Origin of the sequence: Pantoea sp. USHLN298 (genome assembly GCF_037149395.1) — a bacterium.
GTDB lineage: Bacteria > Pseudomonadota > Gammaproteobacteria > Enterobacterales > Enterobacteriaceae > Pantoea > Pantoea astica.
Map to the genome: position 1 here is coordinate 104756 of NZ_JBBCRO010000006.1, position 22524 is coordinate 127279.

At 52.8% G+C, this 22524-nt stretch carries 23 protein-coding genes; 3 read left to right on the forward strand and 20 right to left on the reverse strand.

Features of this window, described 5'->3' with window-relative positions; genetic code table 11:
* Nucleotides 1-9: 9 nt before the first annotated feature.
* Nucleotides 10-1266 (reverse strand): diaminopimelate decarboxylase, encoded by a 1257-nt coding sequence (gene lysA / locus WFK59_RS16200; protein ID WP_336756431.1) that lies wholly within the window; start codon nt 1264-1266, stop codon nt 10-12.
* Nucleotides 1267-1368: 102 nt separating this feature from the next.
* Here lysA and WFK59_RS16205 point away from each other — a divergent pair, with 102 nt between their 5' ends.
* Complete coding sequence (locus WFK59_RS16205) at nt 1369-2289, forward strand: LysR family transcriptional regulator (protein ID WP_233987229.1); 921 nt, start codon at nt 1369-1371, stop codon at nt 2287-2289.
* On the opposite strand, the gene WFK59_RS16210 is transcribed toward WFK59_RS16205, so the two are convergent.
* Nucleotides 2286-3449 (reverse strand): MFS transporter, encoded by a 1164-nt coding sequence (locus WFK59_RS16210; protein WP_336756432.1) that lies wholly within the window; start codon nt 3447-3449, stop codon nt 2286-2288. The two genes, WFK59_RS16205 and WFK59_RS16210, sit on opposite strands and share 4 nt — an antisense overlap.
* Before the next feature lie 66 nt (nt 3450-3515).
* Complete coding sequence (locus WFK59_RS16215; RefSeq protein ID WP_233987227.1) at nt 3516-3797, reverse strand: hypothetical protein; 282 nt, start codon at nt 3795-3797, stop codon at nt 3516-3518.
* 19 nt (nt 3798-3816) lie between these two features.
* On the opposite strand from WFK59_RS16215, the gene WFK59_RS16220 reads away from it, so the two are divergent.
* Nucleotides 3817-4443, forward strand: a complete 627-nt coding sequence (locus tag WFK59_RS16220) for a serine protease (RefSeq protein WP_336756434.1) — start codon at nt 3817-3819, stop codon at nt 4441-4443.
* A gap of 97 nt (nt 4444-4540) precedes the next feature.
* Here the strand turns inward: WFK59_RS16220 and WFK59_RS16225 are convergent, their stop codons facing one another.
* The 15 genes from WFK59_RS16225 to xerD all read right to left on the reverse strand — a co-directional run bounded on the left by WFK59_RS16225 (nt 4541) and on the right by xerD (nt 21119).
* Complete coding sequence (locus tag WFK59_RS16225) at nt 4541-5482, reverse strand: fimbrial protein (protein WP_336756436.1); 942 nt, start codon at nt 5480-5482, stop codon at nt 4541-4543.
* Between the two features lie 117 nt (nt 5483-5599).
* The gene (locus WFK59_RS16230; RefSeq protein ID WP_336756438.1) at nt 5600-6160 is read right to left on the reverse strand and encodes a fimbrial protein; all 561 of its coding nucleotides are present in this window, start codon (nt 6158-6160) and stop codon (nt 5600-5602) included.
* Nucleotides 6160-6672 (reverse strand): fimbrial protein, encoded by a 513-nt coding sequence (locus WFK59_RS16235; protein ID WP_336756440.1) that lies wholly within the window; start codon nt 6670-6672, stop codon nt 6160-6162. The genes WFK59_RS16230 and WFK59_RS16235 overlap by 1 nt, the downstream gene beginning before the upstream one ends.
* A gap of 12 nt (nt 6673-6684) precedes the next feature.
* Nucleotides 6685-7164 carry a fimbrial protein gene (locus WFK59_RS16240; protein WP_233987223.1) on the reverse strand — a complete coding sequence of 160 codons (480 nt, stop codon included), beginning with the start codon at nt 7162-7164 and terminating at the stop codon, nt 6685-6687.
* Nucleotides 7165-7231: 67 nt separating this feature from the next.
* The gene (locus WFK59_RS16245; protein ID WP_336756442.1) at nt 7232-7873 is read right to left on the reverse strand and encodes a fimbrial protein; all 642 of its coding nucleotides are present in this window, start codon (nt 7871-7873) and stop codon (nt 7232-7234) included.
* A 47-nt stretch (nt 7874-7920) separates the two neighbouring features.
* On the reverse strand, nt 7921-8667 hold the full coding sequence (locus tag WFK59_RS16250) for a fimbria/pilus periplasmic chaperone (RefSeq protein ID WP_409520460.1): 747 nt from the start codon (nt 8665-8667) through the stop codon (nt 7921-7923).
* A gap of 40 nt (nt 8668-8707) precedes the next feature.
* Complete coding sequence (locus WFK59_RS16255; protein ID WP_233987220.1) at nt 8708-11227, reverse strand: outer membrane usher protein; 2520 nt, start codon at nt 11225-11227, stop codon at nt 8708-8710.
* The gene (locus tag WFK59_RS16260; RefSeq protein WP_233987219.1) at nt 11227-11760 is read right to left on the reverse strand and encodes a fimbrial protein; all 534 of its coding nucleotides are present in this window, start codon (nt 11758-11760) and stop codon (nt 11227-11229) included. The genes WFK59_RS16255 and WFK59_RS16260 overlap by 1 nt, the downstream gene beginning before the upstream one ends.
* Before the next feature lie 94 nt (nt 11761-11854).
* Nucleotides 11855-12394 (reverse strand): fimbrial protein, encoded by a 540-nt coding sequence (locus tag WFK59_RS16265; RefSeq protein ID WP_233987218.1) that lies wholly within the window; start codon nt 12392-12394, stop codon nt 11855-11857.
* A gap of 1223 nt (nt 12395-13617) precedes the next feature.
* Nucleotides 13618-14175, reverse strand: a complete 558-nt coding sequence (locus WFK59_RS16270) for a helix-turn-helix transcriptional regulator (protein ID WP_336756445.1) — start codon at nt 14173-14175, stop codon at nt 13618-13620.
* A gap of 728 nt (nt 14176-14903) precedes the next feature.
* Nucleotides 14904-16424, reverse strand: a complete 1521-nt coding sequence (lysS, locus tag WFK59_RS16275; RefSeq protein ID WP_233987216.1) for a lysine--tRNA ligase — start codon at nt 16422-16424, stop codon at nt 14904-14906.
* Nucleotides 16425-16433: 9 nt separating this feature from the next.
* Nucleotides 16434-17532 (reverse strand): peptide chain release factor 2 gene (gene prfB, locus WFK59_RS16280; RefSeq protein ID WP_233987215.1). Its coding sequence is split into 2 segments (ribosomal slippage): nt 16434-17456 and nt 17458-17532, totalling 1098 coding nucleotides; the frame shifts between segments, so codons are not numbered across the junction.
* Between the two features lie 218 nt (nt 17533-17750).
* A complete protein-coding gene (gene recJ, locus WFK59_RS16285) occupies nt 17751-19487 on the reverse strand; it encodes a single-stranded-DNA-specific exonuclease RecJ (protein WP_233987214.1) in 1737 nt (578 codons plus the stop codon).
* 3 nt (nt 19488-19490) lie between these two features.
* A complete protein-coding gene (gene dsbC, locus WFK59_RS16290) occupies nt 19491-20204 on the reverse strand; it encodes a bifunctional protein-disulfide isomerase/oxidoreductase DsbC (protein ID WP_094120918.1) in 714 nt (237 codons plus the stop codon).
* 21 nt (nt 20205-20225) lie between these two features.
* Nucleotides 20226-21119 (reverse strand): site-specific tyrosine recombinase XerD, encoded by an 894-nt coding sequence (xerD, locus tag WFK59_RS16295; protein WP_336756449.1) that lies wholly within the window; start codon nt 21117-21119, stop codon nt 20226-20228.
* Nucleotides 21120-21221: 102 nt separating this feature from the next.
* Between xerD and fldB the strand changes: the two genes are divergently transcribed.
* A complete protein-coding gene (gene fldB, locus WFK59_RS16300) occupies nt 21222-21740 on the forward strand; it encodes a flavodoxin FldB (RefSeq protein WP_233987212.1) in 519 nt (172 codons plus the stop codon).
* A 55-nt stretch (nt 21741-21795) separates the two neighbouring features.
* Here the strand turns inward: fldB and WFK59_RS16305 are convergent, their stop codons facing one another.
* Together WFK59_RS16305 and sdhE are read right to left on the reverse strand one after the other, a co-directional pair.
* Nucleotides 21796-22203 (reverse strand): protein YgfX, encoded by a 408-nt coding sequence (locus tag WFK59_RS16305; protein WP_336756451.1) that lies wholly within the window; start codon nt 22201-22203, stop codon nt 21796-21798.
* A complete protein-coding gene (gene sdhE, locus WFK59_RS16310; protein ID WP_233987210.1) occupies nt 22178-22444 on the reverse strand; it encodes an FAD assembly factor SdhE in 267 nt (88 codons plus the stop codon). Before sdhE ends, WFK59_RS16305 begins: the two co-directional genes overlap by 26 nt.
* Nucleotides 22445-22524 lie beyond the last annotated feature (80 nt).

Here is a 22524-nt window from a genome sequence, read left to right on the forward strand (position 1 = left end):
TGCGGCCGGTCAGACCTCTTCCAGCGCCAGTAATTCCTGGATGGTCTGCGCGCGGCGGATCTCGCGCGGTTGCCCCTGTTCGAACAGCACTTCCGGGATCAGGGGACGGCTGTTGTAATTGGATGACATCGACGCGCCATACGCGCCGGTGTCATGAAACACCAGATAATCGCCGACCTGCGCCGCCGGAATAGCACGGGTATCGACTTTGCCGCCTTCCAGCTGGGTAAAGACATCGCCCGATTCGCACAGTGGACCGGCGACCACCGTGTCGATAGTCTGCAGCTCATCAATCGCCCGCTCATCGCCCGCCATCAGCGAGATATGGTGATAGCTGCCGTACATCGACGGGCGCATTAAATCACTGAAACCGGCGTCGACCAGCACAAAGTGACGGCTGCCCATCTCTTTCACCGCCCTCACCTGCGACACCAGCACGCCCGACTCGGCCACCAGGAAACGACCCGGCTCAATTTCCAGTTTGACGTCATGACCCAGGTGCTGCGCAATACGCTGGCGCGCGGCATCCCACAAACCAAAATAGTGATCGGTATCGATCGCCTCTTCACCGTAGCGATAGGGAATCGACAATCCGCCGCCCGCTGAGATCGCGGTCAGATCCTGACCGAACTCCACCACCAGACTGACCATCGCATCACATACCTGTTGCAGATGGGCGTAATCAACGCCGGAACCGATATGCATATGAATGCCCACCAGTCGCAGGCCATATTGCTGGATTGCCGCCAGCGCTAAGGCCAGATCCCCGTGCCAGATACCGTGCTTGCTGTTTTCACCGCCGGTATTGGTTTTCTGACTGTGGCCGTGGCCGAAACCGGGGTTAACCCGCAGCCATACCGCATGGCCCGGCGAGACAGCCCCCAGCTGATGCAGCATATCGACGGAACCGGCATTAACCGGCACCTTCAGCGCCGCAACCCGCGCCAGCGTGGGCTGATCAAACAGGTCAGCAGTAAACACGATCTCGTCACCGCCCGGCTGGTATCCCGCCACCAGCGCACGTTCTATTTCGCCCAGCGAGACCGAATCAACCTTAACGCCCGCCGCCCGCATCAGGCGCAGGATATGGATATTTGAGCAGGATTTCTGGGCAAAGCGCACCACATCAAACGCCTGCAACTGGGCGATGCGCGCCTGAATGATTTCGGCATCGTAGGCCCAGAACGGCCCCGCATAGCGGCGTGCCAGCGGCAGCAGGTTAGTGGCGTTGAGCGCGGTTTCAGTGGTCTGTAAGGAACGGGGCATAAGGATTCTCCTGTGGCGATAACCCCATTAAGCCAGAATCGTGCTATAGCGAAAAATATCTGTTTTAATAGCATCTATGCACAATTGATATGGGATGGCGATGTGGCGAACATCAACTGGCGACACATTGAAATTTTTCACGCGGTGATGACCAGCGGTAACCTGACGCAGGCCGCGACGCTGCTGCACACCTCGCAGCCGACGGTGAGCCGGGAGCTGGCGCGGCTGGAGCAGCAGCTCGGACTGCAGCTGTTTGGCCGGGTGCGCGGACGTCTGCAACCAACGGTGCAGGGGCTGCGGCTGTTTGAGGAAGTGCAGCGTTCCTGGTATGGGCTGGATCGCATCATGGAGGCGGCGGATAACCTGCGGCAGTTTCGTCAGGGCGAGCTTTCGGTTGCCTGTTTACCGGTGTTTTCGCAGTCGCTGCTGCCACCGCTGTGTCAGCCTTTTTTGCAGCGCTATCCGGATGTCAGTCTGAATGTGATCCCGCAGGAGTCGCCGCTGCTGGAGGAGTGGCTGTCGGCGCAGCGCTATGACCTCGGTTTAACCGAAACCCAGCATGCACCGGCCGGTACCGATCGTTATGCGCTGTTAACCTGCGATGAGGTCTGTGTGTTGCCGCAGCAGCATCCTCTGAGTCAGCGTGCCGTACTGACGCCGCAGGATTTTGCCGGTGAGAATTATGTCAGTCTGTCGCGCACCGACAGTTATCGCCAGCTGCTTGATGCGCTGTTTCATGAACAGGAAGTGGATCGACGTCTGGTGCTGGAAACCCACAGCGCCGCGTCGGTGTGCGCTATGGTCAGAGCGGGAGTCGGCATTTCAATCGTCAATCCGCTGACGGCGCTCGATTATGCCGACAGCGGTGTGGTGATGCGGCGGTTCAGCGTGTCGGTGCCCTTTACCGTTAGCCTGGTCCGGCCGCATCACCGCCCCGCCTCGGCGCTGGTCGATGCGTTCGTCAGCCATCTGCAACAACAGGTGGCTGACTTTCCGGCGCGCATCGCCGCACGCCTGGTTTAAGCGCGCACCGCAGAAGCCGCGCCACCCGATTTGCGGAAGGTGATCAGGCAGACCAGCAGACCGATCACCGCCAGCGCCGCGGCGGCAACCGGTACCGCCGTCAGGCCGTAACCCCGGCCAATCACCGCCCCGCCGACCCAGGCACCCAGCGCATTACCGACGTTGAACGCGGAAATATTCAGGGTCGAGACCAGATTCGGGGCCTCTTTACCGTGACGCACCACGTTAATCTGCAGGCCTGGCACGGTGGCAAAGGTTGCCATCGCCCACAGGAACAGGGTGATCTCTGCCAGCCACAGCGCGTGGCTGGTCCAGCTGAACAGCAGCGAGAAAATCGCAATCAGGGAGAAGCTGAGGATCAGGCTGAAGGAGACTTTCCAGTCCGCCATTTTACCGCCCAGAATATTGCCGACCGTCAGGCCCGCGCCAATCAGGAACAGCGTCCAGCTGACGCCGCGATCGCTGATCCCGGTCACTTCTAACAGCAGCGGCGCGATATAGCTGAACAGCGCAAACATCGCCGCGGCAAAAAATACCGTCATCAGCAGCGACAGCCACAGTTTACCGTTAGCCAGCGCGCTCACTTCACTGGCGAGATCGACCGGTTTTTCCTGTTTGTTATTTGGCAGGCTGACAATCAGGGCGATGAAAGCCAGCACGCCGATAACCGCCACGCCCCAGAAGGTCGCGCGCCAGCCGAACAGCTGACCAAACCAGGTGCCCAATGGCACGCCCAGTACGTTAGCCAGCGTCAGCCCGGTAAACATCAGAGCCACGGCAGACGCCTGACGTCCCGGCGCCACCAGACTGGCCGCCACCACAGCACCAATGCCAAAGAAGGCGCCGTGGCACAGCGCGGTCACGATACGTGCCAGCATCAGCAGGTTATAGTTGTAGGCCAGCGCACACAGCAGATTGCCTACGATGAAGATCACCATTAACAGCATCAGCGTTTTTTTACGCGGCAGCCGGGCGGTCAGCAGCGCCATAATCGGTGCGCCAATCGCGACGCCTAACGCATAACCGCTGATTAACCAGCCTGCTGACGGAATCGACACCTGAAGATCGCCTGCCACATCCGGCAGCAGGCCCATAATGACAAACTCGGTGGTGCCGATGGCGAACGCACTCAGCGCCAGCGCCAGTAACGCTACAGGCATAACATTTCTCCCAATACGATGAAAATGCAGGTGAACCGCGCGAAGCCGTGGCTCAGTCGACGCTTATTAATATTTGATCTGCGTCACGCGGGCTATTACAGCACAGCCGCTGAACACCACATAGTCCCCTGGCGGCAAAGGATTATTGCTATCGCCGCAATAATATCTGCCGTCGCTGCAGGATGTTGTCATCCGCAGCGCAACCAAAAACGCCCGATTTTGCCACCACAGCCCAGCAAGGGTTGTCATTTGCCTGTCACCGGTTACGCTTTTTAATGTGTCTGCAATAAATAAAATTTCAGCGTTGCCGATAACCCCATTATGAAACGCCAGCTGGTGTGAACTCATTCTGACGCGGGGAGAAAGAATGCAACGGCTTATTGCCCTGATGATATTTGCCTTAACCGGCTGCTCGGTGGGTCACTATGAGTACAGTAAAGAGGCCGAAAAGCGGGTCGATATGACCGTGACCGGTATTCCAACCGTGCTGGGATTAGGCACGCTGGGCACCACCATTCCGCTGACGTCGGAGTACAGCCTGACCGCCGCGCACGTAGCGAAGTTTTCGCTCTATCGGATCAAGTCCTGGCATCCGCAATGCGATCTGGCGGTGGTCTACCACAAAAACAGCGAAGCCAGCCTGCCGCCCAGCTTTCGCAACAGCCATATCGGCGATCAGGTGAATCTCTATGGCTACAGTTTTATTTCGGCGATGCCGGTCAGCTCCAGCGGACAGAACCTGATTAATACCACGCTGGCAAACAGCTGGAACAAAGCGGACTGTGTGGTGGTGGCGGCCAATGCCGGAGTGGTGAAAGGGATGTCGGGCGGCGCGGTCTATAACGCCTCTGACGATACGCTGGCGGGCGTGATCATCGGCTATAGCGATCGCATTAATGACAATACCAGCGGCAAGACGCTGTATAAGAATGTTGCGCTCTACGTGCCCTATGCGCGTTTTCAGCAATGGCTGGATCAGGCGATTAAAACCTGAGGAGTGGGTGAGGTCAGCGCCTCAGCGGGGAGTTATTTTAATCAGGGTCTGATGCCGGGAAACCTGAGCATCAGACCCTTTTTTAGGGCTAGAAACCTTACTGTTCGGTGACAACCAGCGTTGCAGAAGCGGTAAAGTCGCCGGTAGCAATGCTGCTGCTGGGCAGCGAAGGATTTCTCAAGACGCTGAAGACCAGCCCCGCGGTGCCCGACCCGGCCACACTCATGTCGAAAGAAGAGCCGTTATTCAGCACGGTGCTATCTTTCGATACGCTGATACCCAGCGCACTGTTACTGGTAGTGATTTGCGAGTTTGACCACGACACCGGGGTCATATTCAGCTTCAGCGAAAAGTTGTGAACGCTGGTACCACTGCAATTCAGCGTCAGGGTTTTGCTCACATCGTTACTCGCAGGCAGCGTTGTACTGATTTCTGACCGTTCAAGCTGACCAAAAGCGACATCAATGCTGGGTGTTGAGACGCTACAGGTATCAGCCACAACCCGGTTAATCGGCACTGAACACATCACGGTACCCGCGGGATAAGTATAATTTATCCCCCAGATTGACCAGCCATTACTCGGATTGACGGGTGTGATGCTGAAGCAGAGGTTTTTATAGGCCTGAGGATTCCAGACATCACCGCTACCGGCATTGATACCCGCAGTAATGGCACCATTGAGAATATTAGCGGTAAGAAACTTCGTCCCCAGGTTACCCCAGGTTTTTGCTTCCCAGGCGGGGTAATTGATCGCTTTTTCCCAGAATGGACCAACCAGCTTAGTGCAGCTGGTATCGGAACTGCAGTTGGCCAGATAAATTTGTACTGACACCGGTGAAAACGGTATTGCTACCGCGTCATGCGCAGTACTGATTTTGGTTAAGGTAAAATTGACGCCCGGCCCGCACAGTCCATTGTCACCGTAACAGGTCACACTAAAATCATAAGCGCTACAGCTGGCCGACCAGAGCCAGATAACCAACGCGGATAGCACGGTTTTACTCAATATCAGACTGGCTATCTTCGATAATTTCTTCATTATTTTTATCTCGCTAAAATGCTGTGTTACCACGCACTCATACCCTATTCCGCGGTTCAGTTATTCGCATTTCTGATTTATAAATAGCAACAAACTCGTTTCAGTCTCTGGCTGCGCTTATTCATAATTGAGGGTAAAAGTCGCTATCGCGTTAAACTCGCCCCGGCCAATAGAATGATTTTGAATCGCCGTTGGCTTGCCCTGAACATAACCATTAAATACCAGTTCGGTGGTGCCCGACGTCAATGCATACATGGGTGTCGCTTTATTAAACGGCAGCGCAACACCGCTGGTACTTTCCAGCCCAATCGCGATACCGCTGGCCGAACCGGTTATCGCCAGCATATCGGTTAATTCGCTGTCCGCAGTTCCGCTGAAGGTTAAACTCACAGTATTTCCCAGCGATAAATCGCACTCCAGCAAACGCACCGTAAAAGGCTGGCTGTGAACGCGCTGATTGATATAGAGATATTTATCAATAATGGTACCGAAATCGAGTTCTATATTTTCTGTTGTCGGATCAAGTACGCAGGGTTCCGCGACAAGATTACCCGAAAACCGAAGATTATCCGTCACTGCATGGGCCTTCACCTGTAATAACAGCAGTAAAAGCATAATAACAATCAGATTAACAACTAAAAAAAAGTTAATGATTTCGATTTTTTTATATTCTGACATTATTCATACTCCGCCAGTAACGTTGCCGTCGCACTAAACGCGCCTTCCGTTAATGCCGCGCCGGAAGAGACCGGAACCGCTTCCAGAGTGGGAGGATTGTTATAGTCAATCACAAAGGATTCATTGATCTTAACCGGCGCCCCATTTTGCAGAATTTCAATACCCAGCCCCGGTATGGTGGTGGTAATTGCGCCGGTGTTATAGTCAGTCTGCGTCCCTTTCAGCGTCATATTCAACGTTGCCGCGGCATCCGGATCTTCGCATTCCAGCGTGTAACTGATTGGCTGCTTATAACGTTCGCCATCAATTTTATTGATCCCGACATTGCCAAATTCAATGGCGATATTCTCGTCATTGCTGATATGGCAGGGCTGGCGTTTTAACGTGCCGTGAATAGTGACATTAACCGTATCACCCGTCTGGTCTGCATATATTTCGAAGCTAAAAAGAAACAGAAGCGGCAAAGCAGCAAGTAGCTTCATGCCGAGCAGAGAATGTTGCCTGGCTTTCATCTTTATTCTTCCTTATTGATAAGCCACTTTAAGCGTTGCTGATGCATTAAATTCCTGCCCACTGCTAAAAGAAGCACCTGATTGTTTAACCAGAACAACATCCAGCGAAGGGGGAGAGTTTGCGTCAATGGTAAACCAGGCATTAGGACTCACCTGGCTATTATTCTGCAATAACTTAATCCCCAGCCCGGAAACATCGGTGGTTGTTAACTGACTGTCAAATGCAGCTGCATTGGCAACCCACTGCATGCTGATGGTTTTACCCGCAGAATCGCCCTGGCAGGTTAAGGTGTAAGGAACGGGCTTTTTATAAAAGTCGCCGCTGATTTGATTAATATAAACATCACCAAATTCAACGGCTACCGTTTCATCGCTGCCGAAATTACAGGCAGCCGTGGCGATAACGGTACCGGTTATTTTAATCGGAATCGGATCTATCGCGTAAAGCGGTCCCACGGACAGACATACACAAAGCGCAATAACACTGTTCAAACAGGTGCGTATGCGACGCCATGGTATTAGCGCTCTCACCCTCTGCGGCACTGGCATAATTTTAACCTCAGTCATAATTCAGGCGAAAGTTAACGGTGGAGGTGAAAGCTCCGGCGACCAGCGGCGCTGACGTACGCTCAGGAACCACATACCAGGTCAACACATCGTGATAAGGCGCGACAAAAACCGGTTCACTTCGATCGCCCAGACGCACATCCTGGTGACGGCTATCCAGCAGACGCAGCCCCACACCCTGAGCCCCCGCGACTTTAACCAGATCGGGCGATTCATTATCGGCTGGCGCGACAAAAGAGACGGAGACCACAGGCTGGCGGCTATCCCAGACGGTACTCTGTGTTCTGGCGTCCCGTTGACGCCCGCCATTCAGCAAACAGTCGCGCAAAGTCAGTTGAAACGGAATCGCCTCGCCACGCTGGCCCACCGTGCTGAAATCCCCGGTAGTGATGGTGCCCAGCTCAATATGCTGGTCAGCACTTTGCATTTCCAGACGGCAGGCCCCCTGGGTCAGCGCACCGGAGATATGCATGACGCCGCTCTCACCGTCTACCTGACTGAAATCCTGCGCCCGGACAGCAGGCGCGGCTGAGAGTAAAGAGGCGACTATCAGGCATGTCAGTCCCTGCAAACCGTGACGAATAATCCTCTGACCTGAACCCGTTCCTGTTAACGAAGTAGCTTCGATATCCATATGCAATTCCTGATTGGTTCTTGCTTGCTATCCTGCACAGCGCAGGATTAGCCTTCTTTATATTCACCTACGTTGCAGGTTGATCCACTGCAGCGGAAATGCAGTTTTGGCCGGCCACCGTAATCATTGATAAAGGTAATATCGGGTGAATTACCCATCTGATCTGCACTCACAGAGAGGGTTTCGCTGCTCTGCGGCGCAATCGTCAACGGCTTAATTTCAGCCAGATCTTTACTGCCATTACCCACCGCGGCGACATTAAAAAAGTAAGGCGTATTATTGTTGATGCGATATTTATTGCCTTCACGCGTCAGGGTAATTTTATCTTTCCAGACATTGATCATCTCCGCAGAAGTCTTAATCAAGGTGGCGGGACGATAAAATAATTTTATTCTGGTCTGCAATGCTATCTGTAATGTATTGGCTTTATTGGTACGCGGTGGAATTTCCCTGAGATTAAAATAATAAAGCGTCTCTTTATCCTGAGCCAGCAGGTTAATCGCGGGTAACGACTGGATTTTGACCTGGCTTTTGGCCGAGGGGTCCAGACGCTGCAGCGGCGGAAGTACGATTAACGGCGAATCTATTTTATTCCCGTTGGCATCCTCTATCCAGCCCTGGGCCAGATAGGGAAGTTCTTTATTTTTATTGCTGATATTCAGGCTGGTCGAATTTTTTCCGCCATCAAAAATGACGCGGGTACGGTCCAGCGCAATGGCCGCATTGGCCTGTGGCATGACAGCACAGCCAAGTAATAAACCTGCCATCAGGGAGGATAAAATTTTAATATTCATCATAACTCTCTCTTAAATTTTTTATCTTTTCAGCGCTGCTTTATTCGCAAGGAAGCAGTAATGCACTGGTTAATGGGGGTAATACCTTAGGCAAAGTGACATGGCACTGCTCTTTACCGTCCCATTTCACCTTCATCACTTCGCCGGCATTAATTCCCGTCAACCAGACGCTGCCATCATCATTAATAATACCCGTCTGATAAGCATCTTTATTTTCAATTGTCGCGCCAAACGGAGGTGAGGAACCATCAGCCAGTTTCACAATCGCCATCGCTTTCTGCCCGGCAACGATGCCTAATTTACGGTAACCAATAGCGCCTTCGGTTAATGAGGACTGCACGACTGAGCGAGGTGCATCGACATTATCGGCCAGTTTATCCAGGTCAACCCGAACGCTGCTGCGGTAATAACTATTAAGATCGCTGATGACTGCTTTACCGAACATATTACTGTGGCTGACACCGCCGTTACCTACCAGCGGAACATTTTTCACCCCACCGGTATCCAGCATCATTCGTGTTCCGCCTAATGTGCCGATGCGGTGTAACGCAACGCCATTACCGGTGGCCGTTACCCCACCCTGCAGAGAGACACCAAAAGAATTATACTGGTTACTGCTATAGCTGGCATTGGCAGTCATACTCGTCAGGTCGCCATCATGGGTATAATAACCACTGACATTGCCGTCACTGTTTGAATCAATGCCCGTACTAAGCTGATAATTACTGTTACTGTCGATACGATTATAAAGACTGACCGTATGCGATGTTTTACTGTTGTAATACTGGCTGTCATAGCTTATTGAACCGGTATTCCCCCAGGGAATACTGAGCGTCAGATAAGCGCCATCATCATTAGCATGATCATAAACTGACCGGTACGCCGTCAGGTTAATACTCAGATTTTTAAGACGCATAAAATCAAAGTACTTTGCCAGAGACATCGTATAGTTGTCGTTGGCAGGCTGATCCCAGTAAGTCTGATGGCTATAGTTTAAATAACCGCTAAGACCCAAATCTTCAAATTGTTTATTGAAGGTGATCGTGTACAGTTCTTTGCCCTGCCCATTGCTGTTTCCAAGGTAACGTAAGTCAAGATACTGAGACATGCTCAGGTAGTTACGTTCGGAAAAACGGTAGCCGGCAAAAGTAACCTGACTGCTAATCTCTTCAAAGCGCTTCGAATAGCTGAGACGATAAGATTCACCCGTCAGGTTGCCCTGATCCGGCAAACGCGCCCGGGACTGAGTCACATCGACCGAGAGTGCGCCAAACGCCAGCAGATCACGTCCCACCCCGGTGGATAGCGCATTATAATCACCGCCAATGATCGCCCCGCCATAAAGCGACCAGCCATTATTGATCCCCCAGGAAAACTCACTGCTGGCGAAATTCGGACCACGACTGTGCCGCAGATAGTCAGAAGGTTTACCTAATGCCATCTTGTAGCGAACGATGCCAGGACGCGTCAGATAAGGGATGTTCGCAGTATTGACCTGAAAGGTTCGAACGCTGCCATCCTGCTCTTTAATCTGCACATCCAGGGTACCGGAAACAGCAGAGCTAAGATCCTGAATACGAAACGGCCCTGCGGGTACCTGGGTTTCATAGATAACCCGTCCCTGTTGTGAGACCGTGACCTTAGCGTCCGTTTTTGCGACACCACTGACCTCCGGCGCATAACCACGAAGGTTCGGCGGCAGCATACTGTCGTCCGATACCAGGCTCGCCCCGGTGAAACGAAAACTATCGAAAATATCCGAATAGAGATAGTTTTCTCCCAGGGTGAGCTTGGCCCGCAGCGCGCCGATAGCCCGATACATATAGTAGCGACTCATGCGTAACGTATGCTGAGACGGTTCTTTTAATCCCGTTGTGTGGTTGTAATAGCCCTGCCAGTCGCCGCGCAGGCGCCAGGGTCCGGCATTAAGGCCGACCACACCATTACCACTGACATCCTGCTCATTTTTTCCCACATCCGAGGTGCGGCTGTTCCTGGCGTTAACACTGTAATCCAGTATGCCGCCTGGGATGCCTTCATCCCAGCGTGACGGGGGATCCCAGTTGTCAGCGATATATTCGATATAGGCTTGCGGGATCGAAATATCGAGCGCATTGTCCGCCAGATTACCCGTTGCCTGGGCACCCGGCAGCGAAGAAATATCTAAGCAGGTATTGTTATTCAGCCAGACGAGCTGCCCTTTCATTTTATCTTTGAGGCCAATCTGGTTAGCAATCTCTGGCGTAATACAGGGTTCACTGCCTTTAGGATCGTTGGCCGGAACCTGAAAAACCACATCAATTTCATTAAATTCGTGGCGATTGACCCGCAGCATCATATGGTACTTACCCGGCATCACATATCCGGCACGGGCAAAATGGCTCAGGTCAATGTGTTCGCGATCTTTTACATCCAGTACGTCTGTATTGAACTGTATATCCTGATTACCTGCGGCTCTTGCGTAAGAACTCGTTCCCAGAGCCAATATTATACTGATAACCAGTGGCCGTATTTTACTTGTTATTATTGGCAGGGGTAAATTTTTATGAGATCCCTTCATCAGTAATAATCCATTCTGAAGCGTATAGTGCTCTGGAAGTTGCCAGCCCGAACTGTATTCTGGTCTGCCATTAAACGTAAGTTATAATTTATTGTCATACTGCCAGGTGTAATACTATTCTCAGGCATAGCCTGTCCTGGCACGGCAATATTTCCGGCTTTATCAGAAATCTGCAGACCTACGCCATTGGCCTCACCACTCGTACTGAACAGGTCTCCATTAGTCGTATTTCCATCGAATGCAATGGAAAACTTTGACCAGTCATTTTTGTTTTTAAGTGAGGATTCCAGTGAGCAATTACTGAGTTTGATGGTAAAGGGTTGCGCAGGTCCGACACCTTCATTGACTATGGTGCTCACAGGTAAAACATCCAGATCGATACTTTGGTCCAGACTTTCAGCCGAAATGGCACAGGGCGTATCTATTATCATTCCCTGCATTTGTACTTTACCATGTCCCTGCCCGGCGGCATTCGCTACCGAAAACTGGCTCAGTACCGCAAGGGAAAATAGAGAGATTAAAAAAATTCTCATATTAATCGTCACCCGGTGCTTATTAAATTCATAATGCGTGAAGCATTGAATAAATAAACAGGCGGCGAACCGCCTGTTTATTAAATACAGACTATTATTCGTAAGCTAAAGTGAAGTTAGCTACGCTGGTGAATTCACCAGGAACAATTGGGGTAGCGGTGTTATCAGCTGCACCCTGCAGGTAAGCAGAGTAACGCAGTTCAGCTTCAGTCGTGCCGGTAGTTAAGTTGTAAGGGGTGCTCGCAGTACCCAGCTTAATGACGCTGCTGTTGTCATCAGTAATAGCGATACCTGCGCCTGCAGCTGAACCAGCCAGAGCCAGCAGTGAAGAAGTGGTATCAAAAGTAGCGCCTTTACCGGTGAAGGTAGCGGTTACAGTTTTCTGGGTAGTGATCGTACAATCTTCCAGTTTGATGTTGAAAGCTTTAGGTGAAGATTTGCCGCCTTTAGCCAGCACTGAACTTGAAACCTGACCCAGGTCAACAGTCTGCTCAACAGTATCAGCAGTGATTGAGCAAGGTGCGTCAATGATTTCGCCTTTGAATTGCACAGTACCGTGACCCTGATCCGCTGCAAATACGCTGCCGCTTGCCAGAACCATACCCATAATCATTGCCAGTTGAATCTTTTTCATTTATATCATCCTTAAATTAAATTTATTTACTTATGCGTACACTTCGCGTTGTTACATAAAAAAACCGACCCATTTTTTATGAGCCATGTTTGTTTATATTCGGTGCAGGAGTAAGGCTTCGTATATGTATCTATACATTTCTTTACCCGCTTGCTGACGGAGGCATTTATACCTTTACAAAAAAGAGAATGAAATAACAATCTTAGTGAGAATCATCCAAATCAATGCTATTCAGGCTAACCACTCCATTGTCAAATGAGACTTGAAAGGCCTAAAAACCCGTATTTTCATTGAGGTAAGTTGTTAATTAAAATTTAAATGATGATTAGTTTCTTTTAGGAGGTTTCGCGCGATGAAGAACGCTTTATTCAGGGAGAAAGCGGCGTTAATGAGAGGAGTATTCCCGAAACGCAGGTTACAGGGGGAAATTAACGGCCGACCGATGCACCATTAATGTTCAGCATAACAAGGAAAGTGGCATAGCGAGATCGCTTCCGTGCTCTTTTATACATAAAAAGAGGTAGAAGATAAAACCTCAAAGACAGGAGTTTGTGTCAATCAGCTAAAAGTCAGAGACAGACTCCCTCTGGTCAGACCGAGGGTTCAGCACCAGTCATCCGTCTCTGCTATCCGGAAAAGGACGCTCGGGTTTCTGAACGAAGTGTAAGGCCGCACCAAAGAGATCAGGAAGCTGAGCGCCAGCCTATGCGCTGACGAAACGGTCGTTAATAATCAGACGAGGTTTCCGTACGGTTGAGGTGACGCAGTTTCAGCCGGGCTGATAACGCATTCAGAGATAGCAGTTCAGGATGAAAAGGTAATCACCGCGTTTCATTGCACTTTATTGGCAGCTGAGTGCGAGCTATTTCAGGAATAACAGGATGCGCGCTACAGCCAGACGTGCAGGTCAGCTCGTCTTAACAGGGCGAAGTCCGTTGATTAGCGGCGTAGCAACATAGCATGCGGCAATCTGAGTTGAGGCCAGGCAACATCGCCTTTTACGCTCAGAGACGGAAAGGATTCTGCCTTCAGTGCGCATCAGGGGTTAACGGCCAGAGAGGATGTTCAGCAGTAAGAGAGAATCAGGCTGGCCATGATGTCATGCGGCCAGGCCTGTAATGATGAGGTTGATGGCGCCTGGGTTATGCTCGCGCTCTACGCTTCCATTGTTTTTTACAGTTCATGCTTCCTATAACCCACATTCAGGCTCGCAAGCGATCGTGCTATCCGGCGCTGTTTAAGCCAAAAATCGTGTCATTATCACCGTAAAAATAATTTATCGTCTTGTAAAAATCGAGGCTATTTTTGCAATGCCACTTCGACATTATCTTTCTTTTCAGATAGCTGACGTTTTTCTCTGTGCACTGGAAATAGCAGGCGATTTTTTTATTCGAAATGCCATTGTAGACCAGGTAACAATAGCGTCTCTCCTTCGCCGTCAGGAAAAGTGCATCGTTTGATCCTGGCCGATTTGCGCCTGCATCAGAAAACACGACTTCGCTAAGCAGCGACGAGAATGCAAACAAACTGATATTGCTGGGGACCAGCCTGATATGCTCCATACCGGCAAAGATATGAATAACGTCCTTGAGATGTGCAGGAACGATAGCAATACTGTGTTTTTTTTTGGTTTTATAGCTGGCATCTATATGCATAAGCTCAATCAGACTGACACGTCGGACTGAGAATAGTCCCTTTTTACCTGTAAAATTCCTTGTAAGTTCATTTAATCCAAGCATTAACATCTCGTTATTACCGAGAATAAAGATCTCATTCTTCATCTAATTCATCCTATGAATTGTTTATTATTATTTGATGTGACACGACTTCAAGGAAATTATTCCTGAGTTTTCACTCGCAATTTATCCTATGTTTTTTGCCATTTTTTATCATGATCTAAAAGTGCTGTCCCATTATTAACATTAATTACCAATCTGGAGTATTTATTATTTAATTTCGAATATCTTATTTTTTCATGATGATATTATTCGCTTTAATTTCTTTCTGTATTAATGAATTAGGTTAACCGGCCCTCTAAAGCAGCACCATTTCAGATAAGCCTTTTTTATAACACTCAATCTAAAATCAGGATAAAATCATCAGACCATTCATTAACGCTAAAGCAATTATCTCTTTTTCTGATTCGCATAGAATTAAATTGTAATTATTTTTGTATAGGTTTCATTTAGCGCATAAAGTCAGCGATTGATCGCGCGTCATTACCATTAAGCGCGGTGTATAAGCGAACGCAAAAAGTGCAGGGTCCAGTTTAACTGCCTGTTAAAAAAGCATAACTTTGCGGATTTTAATTGGAGCTAATGAGAAAAAGACTAGTGCTGTAAAATAGTGTATCGGAGTGTGTCAGGATAATGAATTCGAACGGGTGAGATAAAAGCAGTGGCTGGAAGAGTGACAGCTGTCAGACTTTTGGCGCAGGATAAAAAAACTGCACCCTACTCAGCGGAGTTCCGCCTTTGGGGTGCAGTCTGTCAGGTATTATGCGTGATGGTTATTTGCTGCCCGGACGCAGCGCCGGGAACAGAATCACGTCACGGATGGTGTGGCTGTTGGTAAACAGCATTACCATACGGTCGATACCGATACCGAGACCGGCGGTAGGTGGCAGACCATGTTCCAGCGCGGTGACATAATCTTCGTCGTAGAACATCGCTTCGTCATCACCGGCATCTTTGGCATTGACCTGCTGCAGGAAACGCTCCGCCTGATCTTCCGCATCATTCAGCTCCGAGAAGCCGTTACCGATTTCACGGCCGCCGATGAAGAACTCAAAGCGATCGGTGATCTCCGGGTTCTGGTCGTTGCGGCGCGCCAGCGGCGACACTTCAGCCGGATATTCGGTAATGAAGGTCGGCTGAATCAGATGGGCTTCGGCGGTCTCTTCAAAGATCTCTGTGACCACACGGCCCAGGCCCCAGCTCTTCTCGACTTTAATGTGCAGCGATTCAGCAATCGCTACCGCTTTATCAAAGTCTTCCAGATCGGCCAGATCGGTTTCCGGACGGTATTTTTTGATCGCTTCGCGCATCGTCAGTTTTTCAAATGGCTTGCCGAAATCGAACTGATGCTCGCCATACGGCACCACGGTGGTGCCCAGCACATCCTGCGCCAGGGTACGGAACAGGCTCTCGGTCAGCTCAATCAGATCTTTGTAATCCGCGTACGCCATATAGAGTTCCATCATAGTGAACTCTGGGTTATGACGTGGCGAGATGCCTTCGTTACGGAAGTTACGGTTGATCTCGAATACCCGATCAAAGCCACCGACCACCAGACGCTTCAGATAGAGCTCAGGCGCAATACGCAGGTACATATCGATGTCCAGCGCATTGTGATGGGTGATGAACGGACGCGCAGAGGCACCGCCCGGGATCACCTGCATCATCGGGGTTTCCACTTCCATAAAGTCGCGGCTGACCATGAACTGACGGATACCGGCCATGATTTGCGAGCGAATTTTGAAGGTCTTACGTGATTCGTCGTTGGCGATCAGATCAAGGTAGCGCTGGCGATAACGGGTTTCCTGATCGGCCAGGCCGTGGAATTTATCCGGCAACGGGCGCAGGGCTTTGGTCAGCAGACGCAGCTCAGAACAGTGAATCGACAGTTCGCCGGTTTTGGTCCTGAACAGCTTGCCGCGCGCGCCGAGGATATCGCCGAGGTCCCATTTTTTGAACTGCTCGTTGTAGATCCCTTCAGCCAGATCGTCACGCGAAACATAGAGCTGAATGCGTCCGCCGACATCCTGCAGGGTCACGAATGATGCTTTACCCATGATACGGCGCGTCATCATGCGTCCGGCCACGCTCACTTCGATGCCCAGCTCTTCCAGTTCTTCGTTGCTCTTCTCGCCATAGCTTTCCAGCAGCTGGTTCGAGAGCGTATCGCGACGGAAATCGTTAGGAAACGCCACGCCATTGGCACGCAGCGCGCTCAGCTTTTCGCGACGCGTTTTCAGTTCGTTGTTTAACTCAAGTGCGGCGTCAGCGCTCTGCGGTTGTTGTTCAGACATGTCGGTTCCTTATAACCCTGCTTTTAAACTAGCTTCAATGAATCGATCCAGATCGCCGTCCAGCACCGCCTGGGTGTTGCGCGTTTCCACACCGGTACGCAGATCTTTGATGCGCGAATCGTCGAGCACGTAAGAACGGATCTGGCTGCCCCAGCCGATGTCAGACTTGTTGTCTTCCAGCGCCTGTTTCTCAGCATTTTTCTTTTGCATCTCAAGCTCGTACAGCTTCGCCTTCATCTGCTTCATCGCCTGATCTTTGTTCTTGTGCTGAGAACGGTCGTTCTGACACTGAGTCACGGTGCCGGTTGGAATGTGGGTAATACGTACCGCGGATTCCGTCCGGTTAACGTGCTGACCACCTGCACCGGAGGCGCGATAGACGTCGATGCGCAGATCGGCGGGGTTGATGTCGATATCAATATCGTCATCCACTTCCGGATAGATAAAGGCTGAGCTGAATGAGGTGTGACGACGACCGCCTGAGTCGAACGGGCTCTTACGCACCAGGCGATGCACGCCAGTTTCGGTACGTAACCAGCCAAAGGCGTAGTCGCCCGATACGCGAATGGTCACAGATTTAATGCCCGCCACTTCGCCTTCAGACTCTTCAATAATTTCAGTTTTGAAACCGCGGGATTCAGCCCAGCGCAGATACATACGCATCAGCATGCTGGCCCAGTCCTGCGCTTCGGTGCCGCCAGAGCCCGCCTGCAGATCGATATAGCAGTCAGCGCTGTCGTATTCACCGGAGAACATACGGCGAAATTCAAGTTCTCCCAGCTTGCTTTCAAGGCCATCCAGCTCAGCCACCGCTTCGTTGAACGTCTCTTCGTCGTCGGCCTCGACGGCCAGCTCCAGCAGACCCTGGACATCTTCCAGCCCTTGCGTCATCTGGTCGAGCGTGTCAACAATCGCTTCAAGCGAGGAGCGCTCTTTGCCCAGTGCCTGGGCGCGTTCCGGCTCATTCCACACGTCTGGCTGTTCCAGCTCGGCGTTTACTTCTTCGAGGCGTTCTTTCTTGGCATCGTAGTCAAAGATACCCCCGAAGAACGTCGCTGCGCTCACTGAGGTCCTGAATACGGTTTTTGACCGGGTTGATTTCAAACATGGCTTTAGCGTCTTTTTTGCGTTCGATGGAGAGGAAAATTAACGGATAAGTTTACCCGAAACTGACGACAGTTTGTAGCGCTGATGCGGTGGCGGCGCGGCGGGGATTAACGGTATGGCGTACCGTGCATCGGTGGAGGGAAAGCAGGAACGGCGACACGATGCCAGGCAGGTGTCGCGCCTCTTCACCCGCAGACGAGGCGCGACTGTCGGTTAAGGTCAGTTAACCGGCCAGAGATGATCGATGATCAGCTGCACCGAGCGGTTGCCGCGATATTCGTTGATATCCAGCTTGTAGGCCAGTTCAACCTGACGCACGCTGGTGTCGGGCCAGAGAGTGGTATCCACATTAAAGGCGATGCCATCGATCAGCGGGCCGCCGCCCAGCGGCTCCACCATCACTTTCAGATGGCGTTCACCCACCAGCCGCTGCTGCAATAGCTTAAATTTGCCATCGAAAGCGGGCTCCGGGAACGCCTGGCCCCAGGGACCTGCTTCACGCAGCATCTCGGCGGTCTGCAGGGAAAATTCCTGCGGCTGCAGCGCGCCATCGGACCAGATAATGCCCTGCAGGGATTCGCCATCCAGCCATTCGCCGACCAGTTCGGCAAAGCGCTGGCGGAACTCCTCATAGCGTTCCGTTTCCAGCGACAAGCCCGCCGCCATCGCATGACCGCCAAACTTCAGCATCAGGCCCGGATTGAGGGTATCAAGCCGTTCCAGCGCATCGCGCAGATGCAGACCGGCAATCGAGCGGCCGGACCCTTTCAGCGTCCCGTCACCGGCGGGCGCAAAAGCGATGACCGGACGGTGAAAGCGCTCTTTCAGGCGTGAAGCCAGAATCCCGACCACGCCCTGATGCCACTCCGGATGATAAAACGCCAGCCCCAGCGGCAGGTCGCTCTGCTCACGCTCCAGCGCCTGACACAGTGCCAGCGCTTCGCTCTGCATCCCCTGCTCGATCTCTTTGCGCGTCTGATTCAGCGCATCCAGTTCGCTGGCTAACATCCGCGCCTGGCTGAGATCGTCAGTCATCAGTAACGCCACCCCGACCGACATGTCATCCAGTCGCCCGGCGGCATTAAGCCGTGGGCCAAGCGCAAAGCCCAGATCGCTGGCCGCCAGCTGACGCGCATCGCGGTTGGCGATCTCCAGCAGCGCACGAATGCCGGGACGGCATTTACCGGCGCGAATCCGGCTCAGTCCCTGCCACACCAGAATGCGGTTATTGACGTCGAGCGGCACCACATCAGCCACCGTGCCCAGCGCCACCAGATCCAGCAGCTCCGCCAGATTAGGTTCGCTGCGGGTTGCGCCGAACCAGCCCAGGGTGCGCAGATGCGCACGCAGCGCCAGCATCAGATAAAACGCGACGCCGACGCCTGCCAGTGCGCGCGAGGGGAAGTTGCAGTCGGCGAGGTTGGGATTAACGATCGCTTCGGCGGCCGGCAAGGTTTCTCCCGGCAGGTGGTGATCGGTGATCAGCACCGGAATACCGTGCTGGTGCGCGCATTCAACCCCGGCATGGGACGAAATCCCGTTATCCACCGTCAGGATCATCGCCGCACCGCGCGCGCGCGCCTGCTCAACCACTTCCGGGCTAAGCCCATACCCATCTTCGAAGCGGTTCGGCACCAGATACTGCACGTTGCTGCCGCCCATGCTGCGCAGCGCCATCACCGTCAGCGCGGTGCTGGTCGCGCCATCGGCATCAAAATCGCCAACCACCATAATGCGGCGACCATCGAGCAGCGCCTGATGCAGCAACGTCACTGCGCTATCAATGCCGCTCAGCGCCTGGAACGGCAGCAGATTTTTCGCGCCGCGCTCCAGCTCCGCCGCGTCCCGTACCCCGCGTTGCAGATAAAGACGTTTCAGCAACGGCGGCAGGGTCGCCGGCAGCGCATCCTCAACCGTCACTTCACGACGACGCAGTTCCACTTCGTTTTTTACCACCGATTAACCACCACGCTTTTGATTATCCAGTACCTGCTTCAGCTCCTGCGGACCCTGATAGCCCGGGATCATCATGCCGCTGTCGGTCAGGATGGCTGGCGTGCCCTGAATGCCAAACAGCACTCCGAGCTTGTAGTGCTGTTCAATATTGATTTTGCAGCTGTCTGGCGCGGCCATCTTCGGCGCATCGCCCTTCATCGCCTCATCAAAGGCTTTGTTACGATCGGCGCTGCACCAGATCGCTTTCATCGCAGTTTCAATCTGGCCATGCAGCCCTTCACGCGGGAACGCCAGATAGCGTACGGTGATCCCCAGCGCATTGTAGTCTGCCATCTGCTCATGCAGCTTGCGGCAGTAGCCACAGGTAATGTCGGTAAACACCGTCACCACATGCTGCTCTTTTGGTGCTTTGTAGACGATCATCTCCGGCACCAGCGCCTCGACTTTTTTGTCGAGCAGCTGATTGGTCACGTTGACCGGCTGTGCGCCGCTGACGTCATACAGCGGTCCCTGAATCATATGTTTGCCATCATCGGTTACGTAGAGCACGCCGCTCTCCGACAGCACGGTTTTGAAGCCCGGCAGCGGTGACGGGGAAATCTCAGTCTGATTTAAGCCGAGCTTTTTTAATGATTGCTGAATGGCGCTGTCATCGGCCTGTGCCAGACCGGAAAAGGCGCTGGCTAACAGCGCCAGCATGGCAAAATGCTTGTTCATCTCTTTCCTTATTTCCGCAGATCAGGCCCGCGGATGATGTTGTTGATGCAACTGACGCAGGCGCTCGGTGGCGACATGCGTATAAATTTGGGTGGTGGAGAGATCGCTGTGTCCCAGCAACATCTGTACGACACGCAGATCGGCACCGTGGTTCAGCAGATGGGTAGCAAACGCATGGCGCATCACATGCGGCGACAATTTTTCACTGTCGATACCGGCCAGCGTGGCGTAATGCTTGATGCGGTGCCAGAAGGTCTGCCGCGTCATCTGCTGCGCCCGATTGCTTGGAAACATCACATCCAGCGTCTGTCCGTTGAGTAACCACGGCCGTCCATGCTCCAGATAGTGCTCCAGCCAGTAAACCGCTTCTTCACCTAACGGCACCAGTCGCTCTTTATCGCCTTTACCGATGACCCGCACCACGCCCTGCCGCAGGCTGATATCACTCAGCGTCAGGCCCACCAGCTCAGAAACGCGCAAACCGGTGGCGTAGAGTAACTCCAGCATCGCTTTGTCGCGCAGCTCAAGCGGGATGTCGATGTTCGGTGCCTGCAGCAGCCGCTCCACCTGCGCCTCGCTGAGATCCTTCGGCAGTCGCTGCGGCAGTTTCGGTGCCGATAACAGCGCGCTGGGATCGTCAGACCGGAGCTTCTCGCGGTAAAGATATTGAAACAGGCGGCGCATAGCGCTGAGCAGCCGGGCGGAACTGGTCGCCTTGTAGCCACCTTCCAGCCGCTCGGCCAGAAACTGCTGCAGATCCAGCGGCATCACGCTGAGCAGCGTCAGATTATGATGCGCCAGCCAGCTGGTCAGCGTCTGGAGATCCTGGCGATAAGAGGAGAGCGTATTCTGCGCCAGATTGCGCTCAATCCAGAGCGCATCGAGAAACTGTTCAGTCAGTTCGCTGTCTTGCACGTTATCCCCGCCGTTCGCTGTAAAATCATGCTCATTATGCCTGATTCAGCGGCGCTTCTGGTACAATTGCGCCAAAGTCAGTCTTTACAGAGTGTTATCTGCATGAAAATCGGTCTTTTTTACGGTTCCAGTACCTGTTACACCGAAATCGTAGCGGAGAAAATTCGCGATTTTATTGGCGAAGAGCTCGTCACCCTGCACAACGTGAAAGATGACGATCCGCGCCTGATGGAGCAGTACGATCTGCTGATCCTGGGGATTCCGACCTGGGATTTCGGCGAGTTACAGGAAGACTGGGAGGCGATCTGGTCGCAACTGTCGACCCTGAATCTGCGCAACAAGATTGTGGCGCTGTACGGCATGGGCGACCAGATTGGCTACGGTGAATGGTTCCTGGATGCGCTGGGTATGCTGCATGAGCTGTTGCAGCCGATGGGCGTGCGCTTTGTCGGTTACTGGCCGCTGGCAGGATATGAGTTCACCAGCCCGAAACCGCTCACTGCCGACGGCCAGCAGTTTGTCGGTCTGGCGCTCGACGATGTGAACCAGTTTGAGGTCACCGACGAACGCGTCGAACAGTGGTGTGAGCAGATATTAACCGAGACCGCCGAACTGCTGTAATCGCTAAACGGCCCTATCCGGTGAGCGGCTTTAGCGGGTAAAGCCGCTTCAGCGCTCATTCGCTCTGCGCCTCGCTGAAACAGCGGGCGCGCAACGCCCGCCATTCACCCGGCGGCATCATGTCCTGCATCAGCCATAAGCGCAGGGTTCTGCCCCGCTCGCTTTTCGCCACCCATAACACGCCAAACGGCAGCCAGCGCAGCGGCTGAGTCGGCCGCCAGCGTTCGCCCTGCCAGCACCAGATTTGCGCACTCTCGCGCTGAAGCGAACCGCGCCGCTGACGGAGCCGTTGATGATGGCATCCGCCTTCAGCCAGCACTAATCCCGCTATCGTCAGCTTAATCAACCCTCCGCTGACGGGCAGCAGCAGCACGCCGGAGAGCGCCACCACCAGCCACACGCCCAGCAGGATAGGCGCCAGGCGGGACGGCTGCAGATTACATTGCCACCGGGCCGCGTTCACGGTTGCGCTGCTGAATCAGGTTAACCATCCGCTTCAGCTCAGGATCGCTGGGCTCGCCGTGGTTCATCAGCCAGTTAAACAGGTCGGGATCGTCGCTCCTGAGCAGCGCGATAAACACCTGCTTATCGGTGTCGTTCAGGCTGTCATATTCATATTTAAAGAACGGCATAATAGCCACATCCAGCTCCAGCATGCCGCGGCGGCAGGCCCACTGAATCCGTGATTTATCATTGATATCCATGCGTCAGTTTCCACAGTTCACAACATGGCGGCTAGTGTAACCTGGATTGTCGCAGGCTGCAGGCGAAGCGCAGCCTGCTG